General features: G+C 63.7%; 16 protein-coding genes. 2 read left to right on the top strand and 14 right to left on the bottom strand.

Features of this window, described 5'->3' with window-relative positions:
- Positions 1-99 precede the first annotated feature (99 nt).
- Positions 100-723, bottom strand: coding sequence for a LysE family translocator (locus ACOI1H_RS00515; RefSeq protein ID WP_422434750.1), 624 nt, complete (start codon positions 721-723; stop codon positions 100-102).
- On the bottom strand, positions 714-1,604 hold the full coding sequence (hemF, locus tag ACOI1H_RS00510) for an oxygen-dependent coproporphyrinogen oxidase (protein WP_422434749.1): 891 nt from the start codon (positions 1,602-1,604) through the stop codon (positions 714-716). The genes ACOI1H_RS00515 and hemF overlap by 10 nt, the downstream gene beginning before the upstream one ends.
- Before the next feature lie 100 nt (positions 1,605-1,704).
- On the opposite strand from hemF, the gene ACOI1H_RS00505 reads away from it, so the two are divergent.
- Positions 1,705-2,091 carry a hypothetical protein gene (locus tag ACOI1H_RS00505; protein ID WP_422434748.1) on the top strand — a complete coding sequence of 129 codons (387 nt, stop codon included), beginning with the start codon at positions 1,705-1,707 and terminating at the stop codon, positions 2,089-2,091.
- Positions 2,092-2,124: 33 nt separating this feature from the next.
- Here ACOI1H_RS00505 and ACOI1H_RS00500 read toward each other — a convergent pair whose 3' ends face one another.
- From ACOI1H_RS00500 to clpS, 3 genes are read right to left on the bottom strand one after another with little or no spacing between them, the layout of a single operon-like run.
- Positions 2,125-2,934, bottom strand: a complete 810-nt coding sequence (locus ACOI1H_RS00500) for an SDR family NAD(P)-dependent oxidoreductase (protein ID WP_422434747.1) — start codon at positions 2,932-2,934, stop codon at positions 2,125-2,127.
- A gap of 14 nt (positions 2,935-2,948) precedes the next feature.
- The gene (locus tag ACOI1H_RS00495; RefSeq protein ID WP_422434746.1) at positions 2,949-3,926 is read right to left on the bottom strand and encodes a class I SAM-dependent methyltransferase; all 978 of its coding nucleotides are present in this window, start codon (positions 3,924-3,926) and stop codon (positions 2,949-2,951) included.
- A gap of 27 nt (positions 3,927-3,953) precedes the next feature.
- A complete protein-coding gene (gene clpS, locus ACOI1H_RS00490; protein ID WP_422434745.1) occupies positions 3,954-4,298 on the bottom strand; it encodes an ATP-dependent Clp protease adapter ClpS in 345 nt (114 codons plus the stop codon).
- A 553-nt stretch (positions 4,299-4,851) separates the two neighbouring features.
- Between clpS and ACOI1H_RS00485 the strand changes: the two genes are divergently transcribed.
- On the top strand, positions 4,852-6,180 hold the full coding sequence (locus ACOI1H_RS00485) for a D-alanyl-D-alanine carboxypeptidase family protein (RefSeq protein WP_422434773.1): 1,329 nt from the start codon (positions 4,852-4,854) through the stop codon (positions 6,178-6,180).
- Positions 6,181-6,310: 130 nt separating this feature from the next.
- Here ACOI1H_RS00485 and ACOI1H_RS00480 read toward each other — a convergent pair whose 3' ends face one another.
- The 9 genes from ACOI1H_RS00480 to ACOI1H_RS00440 form a co-directional block, all read right to left on the bottom strand.
- Entirely contained in the window at positions 6,311-7,309 is a 999-nt protein-coding gene (locus tag ACOI1H_RS00480; protein ID WP_422434744.1) for an oligopeptide/dipeptide ABC transporter ATP-binding protein, read from the bottom strand.
- Positions 7,306-8,274 (bottom strand): oligopeptide/dipeptide ABC transporter ATP-binding protein, encoded by a 969-nt coding sequence (locus tag ACOI1H_RS00475; protein WP_422434743.1) that lies wholly within the window; start codon positions 8,272-8,274, stop codon positions 7,306-7,308. Before ACOI1H_RS00475 ends, ACOI1H_RS00480 begins: the two co-directional genes overlap by 4 nt.
- Positions 8,275-9,186 (bottom strand): ABC transporter permease subunit, encoded by a 912-nt coding sequence (locus ACOI1H_RS00470; RefSeq protein ID WP_422434742.1) that lies wholly within the window; start codon positions 9,184-9,186, stop codon positions 8,275-8,277.
- 1 nt (position 9,187) lies between these two features.
- Complete coding sequence (gene oppB / locus ACOI1H_RS00465) at positions 9,188-10,105, bottom strand: oligopeptide ABC transporter permease OppB (RefSeq protein ID WP_422434741.1); 918 nt, start codon at positions 10,103-10,105, stop codon at positions 9,188-9,190.
- A 78-nt stretch (positions 10,106-10,183) separates the two neighbouring features.
- Positions 10,184-11,800: a peptide ABC transporter substrate-binding protein gene (locus ACOI1H_RS00460; protein WP_422434740.1), complete on the bottom strand. Its 1,617-nt coding sequence runs from the start codon at positions 11,798-11,800 to the stop codon at positions 10,184-10,186.
- Between the two features lie 207 nt (positions 11,801-12,007).
- Positions 12,008-13,609 (bottom strand): ABC transporter ATP-binding protein, encoded by a 1,602-nt coding sequence (locus tag ACOI1H_RS00455; RefSeq protein ID WP_422434739.1) that lies wholly within the window; start codon positions 13,607-13,609, stop codon positions 12,008-12,010.
- A complete protein-coding gene (locus tag ACOI1H_RS00450) occupies positions 13,606-14,739 on the bottom strand; it encodes an ABC transporter permease (RefSeq protein ID WP_422434772.1) in 1,134 nt (377 codons plus the stop codon). The genes ACOI1H_RS00455 and ACOI1H_RS00450 overlap by 4 nt, the downstream gene beginning before the upstream one ends.
- Positions 14,740-14,775: 36 nt before the next feature.
- Complete coding sequence (locus tag ACOI1H_RS00445; RefSeq protein ID WP_422434738.1) at positions 14,776-15,852, bottom strand: microcin C ABC transporter permease YejB; 1,077 nt, start codon at positions 15,850-15,852, stop codon at positions 14,776-14,778.
- Between the two features lie 4 nt (positions 15,853-15,856).
- Positions 15,857-17,758 carry an extracellular solute-binding protein gene (locus ACOI1H_RS00440; protein WP_422434737.1) on the bottom strand — a complete coding sequence of 634 codons (1,902 nt, stop codon included), beginning with the start codon at positions 17,756-17,758 and terminating at the stop codon, positions 15,857-15,859.
- Positions 17,759-17,782: the final 24 nt, after the last annotated feature.

Here is a 17,782-nt window from a genome sequence, read left to right as displayed (position 1 = left end):
CGTCCCCTTATTTTGCTGGGCACTTTACGGATCACACTTCGCCACCTCAAGCCGTCGCAGGCCTCATGCGCGCGCCTTTGCCGGGGCACGGCAAATCATTTAGGTCGCCGTATCCACCGCGAACCACAGGGCGATCAGGGCCAGTGCCACCGACAGCACCCGGCGCACGATCCGGCTGCGGCGCGGGTCCTCCAACACGGGACGCGCCGCACCGGCAAGGGACACGATCGAAAGGTGGATCGCCGTTGCGATCACGACGAAGGTGACCGACAGGATCAGGGTCTGCGGCAAGACCGCAGTCCCCGGCACCACGAAACCCGGCAGCATCGCGACATAGAAGACGGCAGCCTTTGGGTTCAACAGGTTCGTGATCAGCCCGCGCCGGAAATAACGCAACCAGGTCGTGCCCCCCGGGATCGCGGCGACCCCTTCGGTCGCGTCGCGCCATCCGTCCCAGGCCAGCCACAGCAGATAGGCGACTCCGGTCCAGCGCAGCATCTGAAACAGCAGCGGAGAGGCGTTGATGACAGCCGCGAGCCCCAGCGCCGCAGCGATGCCGACCAACGCCAGCCCCAGGGCCACGCCCGCGACGGCGGCATAACCGGACCGTCGCCCGTCAACCGCACCGACGATGGCAAGATAGCCCATGTTCGGGCCGGGCGTCAGTTCGATCGCGGCGCAGGTCAGCACGAAAGCCGACCAATTGGCGAGTGTCAGACCCATTTCGCCAGCGGCGGCAAACTCATCAGCACTGCATTGGCGTCGTGCCCGGTAGTGAGGCCGAATTTCGTGCCGCGGTCGTAGACGAGGTTGTATTCCGCATAAAGCCCGCGGTGGATCAGTTGCGTGTCCTTGTCCGCCTCGGTCCAGGGCGTATCGCGACGACGTTCGACAAGCGGCAGATACGCCGGCAGAAAGGCCTGCCCGATATCCTGCGTCAGGCTGAAATCAGCGGCCCAGTCGCCGGTGCAATGGTCGTCCATGAAGATGCCGCCGACCCCCCGCGCCCGATTGCGGTGCGGAATGTAGAAGTATTCGTCGGCCCAGGCCTTCAGCCGGGGATAAAGATCGGCACCGTGGGGATCGAGGTGGGCCTGCTGCGTGGCATGGAAATGCGCGGTGTCTTCCGCGTATTCGATGCAGGGGTTCAGGTCGGACCCGCCGCCGAACCACCAGGCGTGCGGCGTCCAGAACATGCGCGTGTTCATGTGAACCGCGGGCGCGTGCGGGTTCTGCATGTGCGCCACCAGCGAAATGCCCGACGCCCAGAAGCGCGGATCGCTGTCCATGCCCGGTACGCCCCGCGCCGCCATCGCCCGCTGCGCCGCCTCGCCCAGGGTGCCGTGGACTGTCGAGGTATTGACGCCGACCTTCTCGAAGACGCGGCCGCCGCGCATGACGGACATGACGCCGCCACCGGCCTCAGACCCGTCGTCGGAGGTGCGGCGCGTGACGCTGCGGTCGAACCGCCCGGCCGGCAGGTCTGCGGTCGGACCCATCGTCTGGCTGTCCTCCAGCGCCTCGAAAGCGGCGCAGATGCGGTCGCGCAGGGCCTCGAACCAGGCGCTGGCCTGCGCCTTCTGAATATCCATCGTTTCGGTCATGTGGCCCTTGCCCCGTTGTTATTGCATATCACCTTAAGGGAGGCGTAGTGCCATTGCCAAGCACCGGGCCTAGCACCCGGCCCACCACTGGAGAATTCATATGCGGTTTCTTGTTGCCCTCGCGCCCCTTGCCCTAGTTGCCGCCTGTGCCACGCCGCAGCAGCAATGCCTGAACAACGTCACCGAGGAGCTGCGGGTGAACCAGTTCCTGATCGCGCAGACGCAGGGCAACCTCGACCGCGGGTTTGCCATCGACCGCCAGCAGCGGGTCAGTCGCGGGTTCGACATGTGCCGCGAACGCGGGCGCGACGGGGTGACGACCACGAGACTGTGCCGCACCACGCAGGTGCGCGACGTGAACGTCCCGCAAGCGATCAACCTCGACGTGGAACGCGGCACGCTGGACCAATTGCTGGCAAAGCGCGCCATCCTGCAACGGCAGGCCACGGCGGCCACCGCCCAGTGTCGCGCGCTTTACCCAGAATAGGGCGCTGTCTGCGCGTGCGCGACAGACCGGGCGTCAGTGCGCGGCGATGGCGGCCGGGTCCAGCAGGGTGCGGCCGCCGTCGACGGTCACGATCTGGCCCGTGACGAAACCCGCCGCATCGGAGGCCAGATATTGGACCGTGCCGCCGATCTCGGCCGCATTCGCGATGCGCCGCATCGGGGTCGCGTCGATGATCGCCCCGCGCGCCTTGTCGTGATCCCGCATCCAGCTCATCAGGCTGGCCGACAGCACCGATCCCACCGCGACGCCGTTCACCCGGATGCGCTGCGGGGCCAAGGCGACAGCCATGCTGCGCGTCATCTGGTCAAGCCCCGCATTGGCAATCGAAAATCCCATCAACTCGGGGTGCGCGCGCCGACTGGCGATCGACGACAGGTTCACGATGGACCCGATTGCACCCTCGGTCGCGCCCGCTTCTTCGCCCTGCTTGACGAAACGGCGCGCAATGGCCTGCGACAGGCGCAGGGGCATGGTCAGGTTCTGCTGCAACAATTCCTCGACCGAGGTGTCGTCGGGGTCCAGCGGGGCCGTTCCCATGACCTGCCGGGCGGCATTCACGAGGATATCGACCTGATCGAACGCATCGACCGTCGTCGACACGAGGTTCGCGATGCTCAACTTCTGGCGCAGGTCTCCGGTGAACATGCGCACACGGTCGGCGTCTGCGCTCAGCTCGGCCACCTCGCGGTCAAGCGCTGCCTCGTCCATGTCGGCCATGACGACATTGGCCCCCGCCCGCACGAAGTGACGCGCGATGGCAAGACCCAGGCCGTTGCCTGCGCCGGTCACGATGGCCGTGCGGCCCTTTATGGTAAAGGACATGACAGGACCTTTCGTCAGGATTTCAGCGGGCGGGTGGCGTGGAACAGTTTGTAGGCACCATCGCCGGGCAGTTCATCGACGTTGCGGAAATGCTCGCGCAGCGCGGCCTCATACGGCAGGTGCCGGTTCGCGACCATCCACAGCTTGCCGTGCGGCACAAGCAGCCGCGCCGCCGCCGCGATGAAGCCTTGCCCCAGCGCCGGCGTGCCCTTGGAGCCTGTATGGAACGGCGGATTCATCACGATGCCATCGTATTTCGTCCGGGGCTGAAACGTCAGCGCATTGGCCCAGTGGAACGTCGCGCGGTCGTCGGTCACGTTCAGCCGCGCACAGGCCAGCGACAGCGCCTCCGCCTCGATCAGGTCAAGCGAGGCGACCCCTGCGCGCGTCAGCACCGCACGCGACAAGAAGCCCCACCCCGCGCCAAGGTCCGCCATCCGGGCGGGCAGCTTTTGCGGCAGGGCAGCGGCCAGCAGGGCCGACCCCTTGTCGACAGCACCATCCGAAAACACGCCGGCGGTGGTGAAATAGCCGTGATCGCCCTGCACTGGCGGGGGGGCGGCCCAGTCGGACAGGACGTCCGTCGCCGGGAACCAGAACAGGCGGCCCTTGGCCTTCGGCAGGCTTGGCACGTCACCAAGACGCGCGCGCACATCCTTGTAGAGGCTGTCGATCCCGTCGGTCCGCTGACCGTCCACGACGATCACCTGCCCCAGTGCGCAGGCCTGCGCGATCATCGACCGCGCCAGCGCCTTGGCGCGCGGCACCACGACGATCATCGTGGGCGACGATGGCGCGTCCTGCGCGACAGTGTAGCCCGCCTGCGCAAACGCATCGGCGTCCGGGGCAAAATTCTGCGCTACGTGGATATCGCGGTCGCCAAGGGCGGAAAGATCATAGTCGGCGGCGGGACGCATGACGGTCACCGGACCTTCGGGCAACGTCAGAAGCCCGTCGTCTAGGACGGTGTGCAGGCGGGAAATTGCGGCCATCAGGGGCGCGGAACAGCGCGCGCGGCGCTATTCCTTCTCCATCGTGCATTGCAGCGGATGCTGGTGGCGCTGCGCATAGTCCATGACCTGCGCCACCTTCGTTTCTGCGATTTCGTGACTATAAACACCGACCACGGCGATCCCCTTCTTGTGGACCGTCAACATGATGTCGAACGCTTGCGCATGGGTCATGCCAAAGAACCGTTCCAGCACCATCACCACGAATTCCATCGGGGTGAAATCGTCGTTCAGGATCAACACCTTGTAAAGAGGCGGACGGGCCGTCTTGGGCTTTGTCTTCAGCACGACACCAATGTCGTTTTCGCCGTCGTCGTCGTGGTCGGCCGCCATGAAGTCGTGTCGCGTCTGCATCGAGACTCTGATCCTGCGTCCATGTGTTTGAGACGCCTTATATAGTGGGAAACGCCCGCAAGAAAACCCCTCGCAGTCTTGCAAGACAAAGCGCAGCGGTGGACCGACCCTGCCCTGCAGCCATGGGCCAGGCACCGGCCTCATCGTCCGGCCCCATGCTGTCCGGGGCATGGTCGTGTCAGTCGTCTGGGCCTGCGAGGTGGTGGCACATGTATTTGATCGGGCTCTTCGGTTTTGTCGGGTGCGCACGGACACACCGCAGCTCACACCGATGCGTCTTTCAGACGCAGCGCAGCCGAGTTCCACCTCATATCGCGGATCGCGTGCACCAGCACACCACATCTTGATTTCGTGCATAAACAACACAATGAAAGCCGTTGAAAATTAGCTATTTTCCCGGCTGGAATACCTGTGTTATCCTTAATGAAATAATGACGGTCACCGCAGAAAACTGCGGGGCTTTGAGGCAGATTCGACAAAAGAGGCAAGAGACGTGCAAAACCGTCCCCACATCCGCGCCCTGCGTGCGTTGACCGTAATTCTGTTCGTCGCCATGATGCCGGTGATGGCCTTCGCGGCCCCCTATGCCGCGTTCGTCATGGACGCGCGAACGGGTGAGACACTGTATTCGCAGAATGCGGATACCCGGCTGCATCCCGCGTCGCTGACCAAGATGATGACCCTCTACATCGCATTCCAGGCCATTCAGCGCGGCGAGATCACGCTCGATTCCCTCGTCACCGTCACCCAGAACGCTGCCAGCGAACCGCCCAGCAAGCTGGGCCTGCGCGCCGGCCAGACGATCAAGCTGCGCTACCTGCTTCGTGCGGCTGCCGTGAAATCCGCCAATGATGCCGCCACGGCCATCGGCGAAGCGATTTCGGGGTCCGAAGACGCCTTTGCCGTCCGCATGAACCGGACCGCCGCCGCAATGGGCATGACGAACACCACGTTCCGCAATGCACACGGTCTGACCCAATCCGGCCACCAGTCCACCGCCCGCGACATGAGCGTGCTGGGGCGACACATGATCTATGATTTTCCGCAGTACTACAACCTTTTCTCGCGCCGCACCGCTGATGCCGGCGTGGCCGAGGTGCGGCACACGAACAGACGTTTCCTTGACAGCTATCCGGGGGCCGACGGGATCAAGACCGGCTTTACCAACGCCGCAGGATTCAACCTGGTCGCCTCTGCCCAGCATGGCCAGGAAAGGATCATCGCAACGGTCTTCGGCGGCACCTCGACCGCACAGCGCAATGGCAAGATCAAAGAACTGATGGACCTCGGCTTCAGCCGCGCGCCCGGAACAGCACCGCTGCAACGGCCCGAACCGCCCACGGCGGCCCCGGCACCGGCGGCGGCGGCAGCGGCGCTTGTCGCATCGAATGTCGGGCCCGCGACGAACGGCGGGGCCGGCAAGACGGTGCGCGTGTCGGGTCGCGTGACCCGCAGCCTGCGCCCTGCCCTGCGCCCGGTGCAGGCCATCGCCGCCCCCGTGCAACTGGCGGTGAACACGGACCTGATCAATTCCGTCCTGGCCGAAGCCGTGCAGGTCGCGGCTGTGGCTCCTGCCGCCGTGATGCCCACCGTTGCAGCGCCCGTGGCTCCCGAAGTCGTGACCCGCATCTCGACCTCCGGCGGGCGGCATTGGGGCGTGAATGTGGGGCGCTACAATTCCCGCTACGAGGCCGAAAAGGCAATGCTGCGGGTCGCCCTCAATGAGATGAGCACGCTTGACGGTGCCGTGCGCCGCGTGACGCAGAATCCGCGCGGATATGATGCAAATTTCATGGGCCTGACGCGGGAAGGTGCCGACCTCGCCTGTCGCCGCTTGCAGGCCCGCAATCAATCGTGTTTCATGATCGGGTCAGAGGGGTAATACCTTCACCCGCGACAATCGGATGGTCGATTTGGACGATCGTTTGCCATCTGTGATCCAGACGCCGCCGGGAAACCGGTGGCGTCGACTTCGTTTGGGGGTTTGCCCGTCGGCTGTGACGATCCGTCGATCAGACCAGTTCGCTGTCGCGCACCGGACCCGGGTGCAGGCAGGCGACCTTGTGATCGCCCCCCTCGGCCTCTGGCACGATCTGTGCGCAATCCGTCTGCGCCCGTGGGCAACGGGTGCGGAACACGCAGCCGCTGGGCGGGTTCATCGGCGACGGCATGTCGCCTTCCAGCGGAATGATCTTCTTGGCCCGTTCGATCACCGGATCGGGGACCGGCACCGCCGACAGCAGCGCCTGCGTGTAGGGATGTTGCGGATCGGCATAGAGGTCGCGGCGCGGCGCATTCTCCATCACGCGGCCAAGGTACAGGACCATCACATCATGAGAGATGTTCTTCACCACACTCAGGTCGTGGGCGATGAAGATCATCGCAAGGCCAAGATCGCGTTGCAGTTCCTTCAGCAGATCGACGACCTGCGCCTGAATTGACACATCGAGCGCGGAAACGGGTTCGTCGCAGATCAAGAGCTTCGGTTCGACGACCAGCGCGCGCGCGATGCCGATGCGCTGGCATTGTCCGCCGGAAAACTCGTGCGGGTAGCGGTTGATCATCTGCGGCAGCAGGCCGACCCGTTCCATCATCGCGGCGACGCGGGATCGGCGTTCCGACCCGGACAGGCCAGCGTGATGTGTGCGCAGCGGTTCCGCGATGATCTGGCCCACAGTCATGCGTGGGTTCAACGACGCCAGCGGGTCCTGAAAGATCATCTGGATTTCGGACCGGAACGGCTTCATCGCGCGGGGCGACAGCGCCAGAAGGTCGGTTTCGCCCCGCCAGATGACTTGCCCGCTGGCCGGAACCATCTTGATCAGGCCGCGTGCCATCGTGGACTTGCCGCAACCGGATTCGCCCACGACGCCCAGGGTCTGCCCGGCCTCCAGGTCGAAACTGACGCCATTGACGGCGCGCAGGGCGCGGGGCGCGGTCCATGGCATGTCGCCTGGGCGGGTTATCGGAAAGGTGACGCTCAGGTCGCGGACGGACAACAAGGGGCTCATGGCGCGACCTCTGCGACCGGGCGGTGGCAGGCGCGGGCGCGGTCGGGTGCGAATGGCACCAGCGGTGGCATCACGCGGCAGTCGTCGCCGGCAAAGTTGCAACGGGGACGGAACGGGCAGCCTTCGGGCAGGGTCGCCATGTTGGGCGGGTTGCCGGGGATCGCGGTCATGATCGCATCCTCGTCGTCGACACGCGGGACGGCGGCCAGCAGGCCGCGGGTGTAGGGATGGGTCGGCGTGGCGAACAGCGGATCGGTCGGCGCCTGTTCCATCACGCGCCCGCCATACATGACCAGCACCCGTTCGCAGAATCCCGCGACGACGCCGAGATCGTGCGTGATCAGGATCGTCGCCATGCCGAATTCCGCCTGCAACTCGTTCAGCAGGTCCATGATCTGCGCCTGCACGGTGACATCCAGCGCTGTCGTCGGCTCATCCGCGATCAACAAATCCGGGCGGCACAAAAGCGACATGGCGATCATCACGCGCTGCCGCATCCCGCCGGAAAATTCGTGCGGATAAAGGCGGATGCGCTCTTGTGCGGCAGGGATCTTTACCGCGTCCAGCATCCGCACACATTCGGCCACCGCATCGCGTTTCGACATGCCCTTGTGCAGCGTCAGCACCTCGGCCATCTGGTCGGAAATGCGCATGTAGGGGTTCAGCGAGGTCATCGGGTCCTGAAAGATCATCGCGATCCGCCGCGCGCGTAATTGGTTGAGCTGCTTTTGCGTGGCACCCAGCAGTTCCTGCCCGTCGAAATTCACCGACCCCGACGTGCGCCCGTTCTGGGCCAGCAGGCCCATGATCGCGAAGGCGGTCTGCGACTTGCCGGACCCGCTTTCGCCCACGATGCCCAGGGTCTGGCCTTGGTCGATCGACAGCGACAGGTCGTTCACCGCATGGACGTCGCCATCCTCGCCGTCGAAAGTGACGGACAGGTCCTTGATGGTCAAAAGGGACATTCAGCGATCCTTGGGGTCGAGTGCGTCGCGCAGGCCGTCGCCCACGAAGAAGAAGCCGAACAGCGTCAGCACGAAGAACAGCAGCGGAAAGCCAAGCTGCCAGGTCGTGCCATAGGCGATGGTCCCCGCCCCTTCCGAAATCAGCGCGCCGAGCGAGGTCAGCGGTTCCTGCACGCCAAGCCCAAGGAACGAGATGAAGCTTTCCGTCAGGATCATCAGCGGCACCAGCAGCGTGGCATAGACCGCGATGACGCCCAGCAGGTTCGGCACGATGTGGCGCAGGATGATGATCGGGGCCGAAACGCCGGTGGCACGCGCCGCCTCGACATACTCGCGGCCTTTCAGCGACAATGTCTGACCCCGCACGATCCGCGACATGTCCATCCATGAAATCAGACCGACACCGACGAACAGGATGGTGATCGACCGGCCATACATCACCAGCAGCAGGATCAGCACGAACATGTAGGGCACGGCCATCAGGATATCGACCGTGCGCATCATGAAGCCATCCACGCGGCCGCCGACATACCCCGCCGTCGCACCGTAAAGCGTGCCGACGACGATGGCGATGAACGCGCCCACGACGCCCACCGCAAGGCTGATCTGCGTGCCCTGCACGGTGCGAGCGAACAGGTCGCGGCCCAGGTCGTCGGTGCCGAAGTAGTGGCCGTTGGCGATGGAGGGACTGCCCAGTTCGGCGATCTGTCCCATGACGTTGTAGTCCAGTTCCTCGTTCGAGAATTGCGCCAGCATGCCGCCGAAAATGGCGAAGAGGGCGACGCAGATCAGCAGGACAAGACCGAACATCGCGGCCTTGTTGCGAAAAAACCGGCGGCGCGCGTCGACCCAGGGCGACCGGCCCTTGGCAACGGACACCGTGGCGGGGTTGTTTTCCGTCGTGGCGACCATATCAATACCGGATCTTGGGGTCGATCCATCCATACAGGATGTCGACCACGAGGTTGAACAGGATGGTCAGCGCGCCCATCAGGATCGTCACGCCCATCATCACTGCATAATCGCGATTCAGGGCGCTATCGACAAAGGCCTTGCCGATGCCGCCAGTGGAAAAGTAGATGTCCACGACCACCGACCCGGTAATCATCGCGACGAAGGCCGGCCCCAAGTAGGAGATCACCGGCAGCATCGCCGGTTTCAGCGCATGGCGCAGGATCACGCGGCGTTCGGGCAGGCCCTTGGCGCGGGCGGTGCGGATGTGATTGGAGGTGAGAACCTCCAGCATCGAAGACCGGGTAATCCGCGCGATGGAGGCCATGAACGACGTCGACAGCGCGATGACCGGCAGGATCCAGTATTCCGGTCCTTGCCAGCCGCCGCCCGGCAACCAGCCCAGCCAAAGCGTGAAGACCAGCACCAGAATGGGGGCCATGACGAAGTTCGGCAGCACCTGCGCGCCAATCGACACGCCGACCGCGACGTAGTCGAGGGTGGAATTGTGGCGGATCGCCGCGGCGACGCCCAGCGATACGCCGACGACGACCGCAAGGGCAAACGAGATCAGGCCATAGGTCAGGGTGATCGGAAAGCCCTGCGCGATGATCTGGTTCACCGTGCGGTCCTTGTAGACGAAACTTGGCCCGAAATCGAAATGCGCGACGATGCCCCAGACGTAATTCACGATCTGCCGCCAGACCGGCTGGTCCAACCCGTATTTCGCGTTTAGGTTCGCCAGCACCTGCGGCGGCACTTCCCGTTCCGACGTGAACGGACCGCCGGGGGCGGCGTGCATCAGCAGGAACGAGATCACGATCAGCAAAAGCAGAGTCGGGATCGCGATGGCGATGCGCTTGAGGATGTAACTGAACAAGGGGTGTGTCGTCCGTCAACAGGTGTATTGCAGAAGTGTAGGGCGGGACGCCGAAGAGTCCCGCCCGCGTATCGGGCCTTATTCGGCGACGCGATACATGTCCTTGCCATACCACGTGTTGTTCACGTTGTTCTGCGGCAGACCTTCAATGTCGGCCGCAATCATGTCGACGTTGGCATAGTGGTACAGCGGGATGATCGGCATTTCCTCGGACAGCAGGGTTTCCGCCTGCTTGTAAAGGGGCTGCGGGTCTTCCGCCTTCTTGGAATCGGCCACGATCTGGTCGTATTCGTCGTTGAACCACTGGCCGTTGTTGTGACCCGAATAGGACGTCATCAGGTCCAGATAGGTAGACGCCTCGTTGTAGTCGCCGCACCAAGCATAGCGCGCCATGTCGAAGTCCTGGCTTTGCATCCGGTCCGTGTGAATTTTCCACTCGTAGTTGTCGAGCGTCAGGTTCACGCCGATCCCCTTCAGCATCTGGGACGCGGCAATGGCGATCTTCTCGTGATCTTCCGACGTATTGTACTGCAGGCTCAGCTCCAGCGGGTTGTCGGGGCCATAGCCGGCTTCGGTCAGAAGCTCCTTCGCCTTTTCGATACGCTGTGCCTGATCCATCTCGTCGGCCCATGCCATTTCGGGACGCTCGAAATCGGCGATGGCCCAGTGGGTCCAGTTATAGGCCGGCTCCTGCCCACCTTGCAGGATGCGGTCGACGATGATGTCGCGGTCGATGGCATAGGCTATCGCCTGACGGACGCGCACGTCCTTCAGCGCCTCCGGCCCCTTTTCGCTGACGTTCAGCATGTAGATGTAGGAACAGTTGTAGGGCGTCGATACGGCCTGATCGGGGTATTCCTCCGCCAGACGCGGATACTGGCCTGCGGGGATGTCCACACGGTCAAGTTCACCCGCAAGGTAGCGGGTCAGGGCCTGATTGACGTCGTTGATCGTCAGGGCGGTCAGCTCGGTCATCACCGTGTTCTCGGCGTCCCAGTAGGTGTCGTTCTTCTCCATCACGACACGCTCGCCCAGCGTGTGTTCGGTCAGGGTATAGGCCCCGTTGCCGACCAGCGTGCCGGCCTGCGTCCAGTTGTCGCCCTCCGCCTCGATCACCGACTGCGGGACCGGAAAGGTCGACGCATGGACCAGCATCTGCGGAAAATAGGGCAGCGGCGTGGTGATGGTGACTTCCAGCGTATGATCGTCCACCGCGCGGATGCCAAGCTGATCGGTCGGCATCTCGCCGGCGATGACCTCGGGCGCATTTTCGACCTGCATCAGTTCCATGTACCAGGCGTATTCGGAGGCGGTCGCGGGATCGGCCAGACGACGCCAGGCATAGACGAAGTCGTTCGCGGTCACCGGTTCGCCGTTCGACCATTGCGCATCGTCGCGCAGGTTGAACGTGTAGGTCAGGCCGTCGTCCGACACCGTGTGGTCTAGTGCCACGCCGGGGGTCAATTCGCCATTGCCGTCCTCGTTATACAGCCCTTCGAACAGGTTGCGCAGCACGTCAGAGCCTTCGACGTCGGTGTTGATCTGCGGGTCCATCGACTTGATCGCGTCCAGCAGCCAGAAGGTATAGGTCTGGTCGTCGGCCAGCGTCGTCCCGTCCGGCACGACGGCAGCCTGCGCGGATAGCGCCAGACCAAGGCCGATGGCGGATGTGGCAAGCAGTGTTTTCAGTTTCATGCGTGTTCTCCCTTGTTGCGAAAGCTTCTTTTTCGTGAACTTCGGCGTAAGGCGTGCAGTCAACTGGGGGATGCCCCCGGTTGCAAGAGTTGACTTCGCGGCAGCCGCAGAAGTCGGTTGAACGCCGCCGGTCCAAGGGTAGGCCACAGCAGGTGCGTGTCCAGCAAAGACGGCGCAAAGCGGGACAAGATCGGCTGCCGCTGGCGGTCAGGACGCGACCGACCGCCCTTCCAGCGCCGCCGACATCAGCGCGCGGGTGTAGTCTGTCCGTGGGGCATCGAAGATCTCGGCAGCGGTCCCCGCCTCCATCACGTCGCCCTGCTTCATCACGATGACCTTGTGCGACATCGCGCGCACGACCTTCAGGTCGTGACTGATAAAGATGTAGGCCAGCCCGTGCCGCGCCTGCAGATCGCGCAGCAGATCGACGATCTGCACCTGCACCGTCATGTCGAGAGCGGAGGTCGGCTCGTCCAGCACGACCAGTTTCGGCCGCAGGATCATGGCGCGCGCAATCGCCACGCGCTGCCGCTGCCCGCCCGAGAATTCGTGCGGATAGCGATCCATCAGGGCGGGGTCCAGGCCCACCTCTGCCATGATCTCGGCCACCATGTCGCGGTTGCGGCGGTTGGGATCGATCTTGTGGATCGTCAGCCCCTCGCTGATGATCTGTTCGACCGTCATGCGGGGCGACAGGCTGCCGTAGGGGTCCTGGAACACGATCTGCATGTCGGACCGTATGGGCCGCATCTGGCGTTGGTTCAGGTCCTGGATGTCGTGACCCTGAAACACGATTCGCCCGTCAGACCCGATCAGCCGCATGACCGCCAGCGCAAGCGTCGTCTTGCCGGACCCGGACTCTCCGACGATGCCAAGGGTTTCGCCCGCGTGGACCGTCAGGGTCGCGTCGTTCACGGCCTTGATGTGGCCGACCGTGCGCTTCAGCAGGCCACGACGGATCGGAAACCAGATCTTCAGATGCTCGGTTGCAGCCACCACGGTGGCATCCTGCGGCACGTCACCGGGGCCGCCGACGGATTCCGCCTCCAGCAGCATCCGCGTATAGGGGTGCTGCGGGTTGGCAAAGATGTCGGCGGTCGGCCCGGTCTCGACGATCAGGCCGTCCTTCATCACGCAGACGCGGTCCGCGATCTTGCGCACGATGGTCAGGTCGTGGGTGATGAACAGCATCGACAGGCCCGACGACTGCTTCAGGTCGGCCAGCAGGTCGAGGATCTGCGCCTGAATCGTCACGTCCAGCGCCGTCGTCGGTTCATCCGCGATCAGCAACTCCGGCCCGTTCGCCAGCGCCATCGCGATCATCACACGCTGCCGCTGCCCGCCGGACAGCTGGTGCGGGAACGCCTCCAACCGCTCTTCCGGGTCTCGGATGCCGACCTGCTGCAACAGTTCCAGCACACGGACGCGGACGGCATCGCCACGCAGGCCCTGATGCAGTTCGATGCTCTCGCCCAACTGCCGCTGGATGGTGTGCAGCGGGTTCAGCGAGGTCATCGGTTCCTGAAAGATGAAGCTGATGTCGTTCCCACGCACCCGGCGCAATTCGCGTTCGTCGGCCCCCACCATCTGCGCGCCATCATAGGTGATCGACCCTGTCACGGTCGCGCTGTCGCCCAGCAACTGCACGGTAGACAGGGCGGTAACGGACTTGCCCGACCCGCTTTCCCCCACCAGTGCCACGGTTTCGCCCTTCATCACCTGAAACGACACCCCGCGCACCGCGTGTGTCGTGTCGCCGTCCTGCCGAAAGGACACACTCAGGTCGCGCACATCGAGAAGCACGCTCATGCGAAGGTCTTTCGCGGATCGAAGGCGTCGCGGACACCCTCGAAGATGAACACCAGAAGCGACAGCATGATCGCGAAGGTGAAGAAGGCGGTGAAACCCAGCCAGGGGGCCTGCAGGTTCTGCTTCGCTTGCAAGGTCAGCTCGCCCAACGACGGGGCCGACGACGGCAGGCCGAACCCGAGGAAGTCGAGTGTCGCCAGCGTCGAGATGCCGCCCGTGATCAGGAACGGCAGCATCGTGACCGTCGCGACCATCGCGTTGGGCAGGATGTGGCGGAACATGATGGTGCGGTCGCGCACGCCCAATGCCCTTGCTGCGCGGACGTATTCAAAATTGCGCGCCCGCAGGAATTCCGCCCGCACGAGGCCCACCAAGGCTGTCCAGCCGAACAGCACGATCAGGAACACCAGCAGCCAGAAACTTCGCCCCACGATCGCGAACATGATGATGATGACGTAAAGCGACGGGATGCCCGACCAGATCTCGATCACGCGCTGAAAGGTCAGATCGACCCAGCCGCCGAAGTAGCCTTGCACCGCCCCCGCCACGATCCCGATCAGCGACGATGCGACGGTGACGATCAGGGTGAACACGATGGACAGCCGGAAGCCGTAGATCACGCGGGCGACCACGTCGCGCTTGGTGTCGTCGGTGCCCAGCCAGTTGTTGGAATCCGGGGCCGACGGTGCCACGCCGGGCACGTCGACGATGGTGTTGTAGCTGTAGGGGATCGGCGGCCAGATCATCCAGCCCTTCTCGTAATTCGGGTCGTCGATGGTGCCAACGTCAGAGGCCGCAATCGTGCCTTCGGGATCGTCGAAACACAGGTCCGCCAGCCCCCCGGTCTCGATCAGGCACTGCACCTCGATATCCGTGTAGCCCGCTTCGGTGTTGAAGTCGCCGCCATAGGATGCCTCGGAATAGAAACCGAAGATCGGCATGCGGTATTCACCGCGATAATTGACCAGCAACGGCCGGTCGTTGGCGATGAACTCTGCGAACAGCGACGCGATGAACAGGATCATGAAGATCCACAGCGACCAGACGGCGCGGCGGTTGCGCTTGAAATTGCGCCAGCGACGCTGGTTCAGCGGCGACAGATACGGCGCGCGGGCTTTGGCGGCCCCCATCAGGGCCTGGTCATGCGGGTCGATATTGGTCATGGCCTATCCCCTCGCCTCGAAATCGATGCGCGGATCGATGAACATGTAGGTCAGGTCGGTGATGATCCCGACCACCAAGCCCATCAGTGAAAAGGCGAACAACGTGCCGAACACGACCGGATAATCGCGCGCCACCGCCGCCTCGTATCCCAACCGGCCCAGCCCATCGAGGCTGAACAGCGTCTCGATGATCAGCGACCCGCCAAAGAAGACCGAGATGAAGAGTGCCGGAAACCCCGAGATCACGATCAGCATGGCGTTGCGGAACACATGCCGGTACAGGATCGTCTTTTCCGCCAGTCCCTTGGCTTTGGCGGTCAGGACATACTGCTTCTTGATCTCGTCCAGAAAGCTGTTCTTCGTCAGCAAGGTCAGCGTGGCGAAACTGGCGATGGTCATCGACAGGACCGGCAGGGTGATGTGCCACAGATAATCCGCAACCTTCCCGAGCAGGGACAACTCCTCGAAATTGGTAGACGTAAGACCCCGCAGCGGAAAGATGCGCCAGTAACTGCCGCCGGCAAAAAGCACGATCAGCAGGATCGCGAACAGGAATCCGGGGATCGCGTAGCCGACGATGATCGCGCCGGATGTCCAAGTGTCGAACTTCGACCCGTCCCGCACCGCCTTGCGGATGCCAAGCGGAATCGAGATCGCGTAGGCGATCAGCGTCGTCCACAGGCCCAGCGTGATGCTGACCGGCATCTTCTCCATCACCAGATCAAAGACGGAAATCGACCGGAAATAGCTGTCGCCGAAATCGAAACGGACGTAGTTCCACATCATGGTCAGGAACCGTTCAAGCGGCGGCTTGTCGAAGCCGAATTCCTTTTCCAGCTCTGCGATGAATCCCGGTGGCAGGCCCCGCGCACCGATGTAGTCGCTGCCGCCGCCGTCCACCAACTCTCCGCCACCGCCGCCAGAGATGCCTTCGAACACGTCGCCGCCGCCTTCCATCTGGGCGATGATCTGCTCGATCGGGCCGCCGGGGACGAATTGCGTCAGGGTAAAGTTCAACACCATGATCCCGACCAGCGTCGGAATCACCAGCAGCAGGCGGCGTAGGATATAGGCGCCCATCAGGTCAGCGCAGCGCGCCGGAGGCCTTCAGCGCGGCCGCCTTTTCGGCGTTGAACCACCAGAAATCCGTCTCTCCCAGCGCGTAGGGCGGCAGGTTTTCCGGGTGTTCGTACATGTCGTAGTAGGCCACGGTATGGACCCCCTTGAACCATTCCGGCACCCAGAAGCCATAGGCCCGCAGCGTCCGGTCCAGCGCGCGCACGGCGGACTTCATGTCGTCCTGCGTGTCGGCGGCGACCACCGTGTCGATGATGCTGTCGATCGCGGGATCGGCCAGCCCCATCAGGTTGCGGCTGCTGTCCTCGGCCGTCTCGGACCCGAACCACTGCTTCAGTTCCGTCCCTGGCTCCAGCGACATCGCGAAGCTGTGCGTCACGATATCCCAGTCGCCGGACCGCGTGCGCTCGGTCTCTTGTGCCGGATCGACGCGGTCCAGCCGCGCGTTCACGCCCAGCCGCTTGAGGTTTTCGACGTAGGGATTGATGACCCGGTCGAACGACGGGCTGCTTTCCAGGAACGCGATGTCCAGCGTCTGGCCGTCCTTGCGGCGGATGCCGTCGTCACCGGTGACCCAGCCCGCCTCGTCCAGCAAGGCGGACGCGCGGCGCAGGTTGCCTCGGTCAAGCTGGCCGTCCGAGGAGGCCGGCGGCATCACCGCCTCTTCCGTCAGGATCGCCGGGTCCAGTTGGCCGGCGTCGACCAGCGGCTGCAGGATCGCCAGTTCGCCCTCGGTCGGCAGACCCTCTGCCATCATGTCGGAATTGCCCCAGAACGAGGTTACGCGCTCGTAAAGGCCATAGAACAGCGTCGCGTTCGACCATTCGAAGTTGAACATCAGGCCGATCGCCTCGCGCACCTTCGGGTCCTGAAACTTCGGGTCCTTCAGGTTGAAGATGAAGGCCTGCCCCGGCGACAGATTGCCATCGGGCAGTTCCGCCTTCACCACCGATCCATTCTGGATGCCCGGAAAGTCGTAGCCGGTCGCCCACTGCAGCGACGAGTTTTCGACGCGGAAGGTATATTCGCCCGCCTTGAACGCCTCGAACGCAGTGTCGCCATCGGCGAAATATTCGATACGAATCGCGTCAAAGTTGTTGCGGCCCACGTTGATCGGCAGGTCCGCGCCCCAGAAATTCGGGTTGCGGCCGTAGGTCAGTGTCCGGCCATATTCGAAATCCGTCAGCATGTAAGGGCCGGTGCCCATCGGCGGCGTTTCCCAGGTCTGGTCGATCCGGCGCTCGTCGCGCTCCCATTCGGCGCGCGAAAACGGCGGGAATGTCGCGGCAAGTCCGATGCGGTCGCGGCGAGGCGCGTCTTCGCCGAAAGAGAACTTGATGCGGTGCGGGTCCAGCACCTCGACCTGCGTGATCTGGCCTTCAAAGGCGGCGCGGAATTCCGGCAGGCCCTGTTCCATGAAAGTGTCGTAGCTGAACTTGATGTCGTCGGCCGTCATCGGGCTGCCGTCGGAAAAGGTCACGTCGTCGCGCAGGTTGAAGATGACGTAGGACAGATCCTCGGGATACTCCATCGTCGTGCACAGGTAGCAGTAAAGTGCCGTCGGGTCGTCGGCGGTCGTGGTCACGATCGCTTCGAACGGAGCGGTCGACAGGGCGGCGGTGTTGCCGCCACGGAAATAGGGGTTGAACCCGTCGAAGGTGCCGGGGGCCCATTCCGAAATCTCGCCGCCCTTCGGGGCATCCGGGTTCACATAGTCCAGATGCGCAAAGTCCGCCGGATACTTCAACTCGCCGAAGTAGGAATAGCCGTGCGTCTTGATCAGGTCCTGCGCCCCGGCCTGCCCCGCCAGCATCAACGCCCCCACCAAAAGCGCCGATCCGGCCCACCAGTGCTGCGGCAGGATGCCCGTCAGGACGGTGGCGCGGGGGCGGCGGACGGCATGGGTCATCGGAGTCTCCGGACTGATGGCTGC

Origin of the sequence: Loktanella sp. DJP18, from assembly GCF_049310965.1 — a bacterium.
Lineage (GTDB): Bacteria > Pseudomonadota > Alphaproteobacteria > Rhodobacterales > Rhodobacteraceae > Loktanella.
This window is presented reverse-complemented; position numbering and strand designations above follow the sequence as displayed.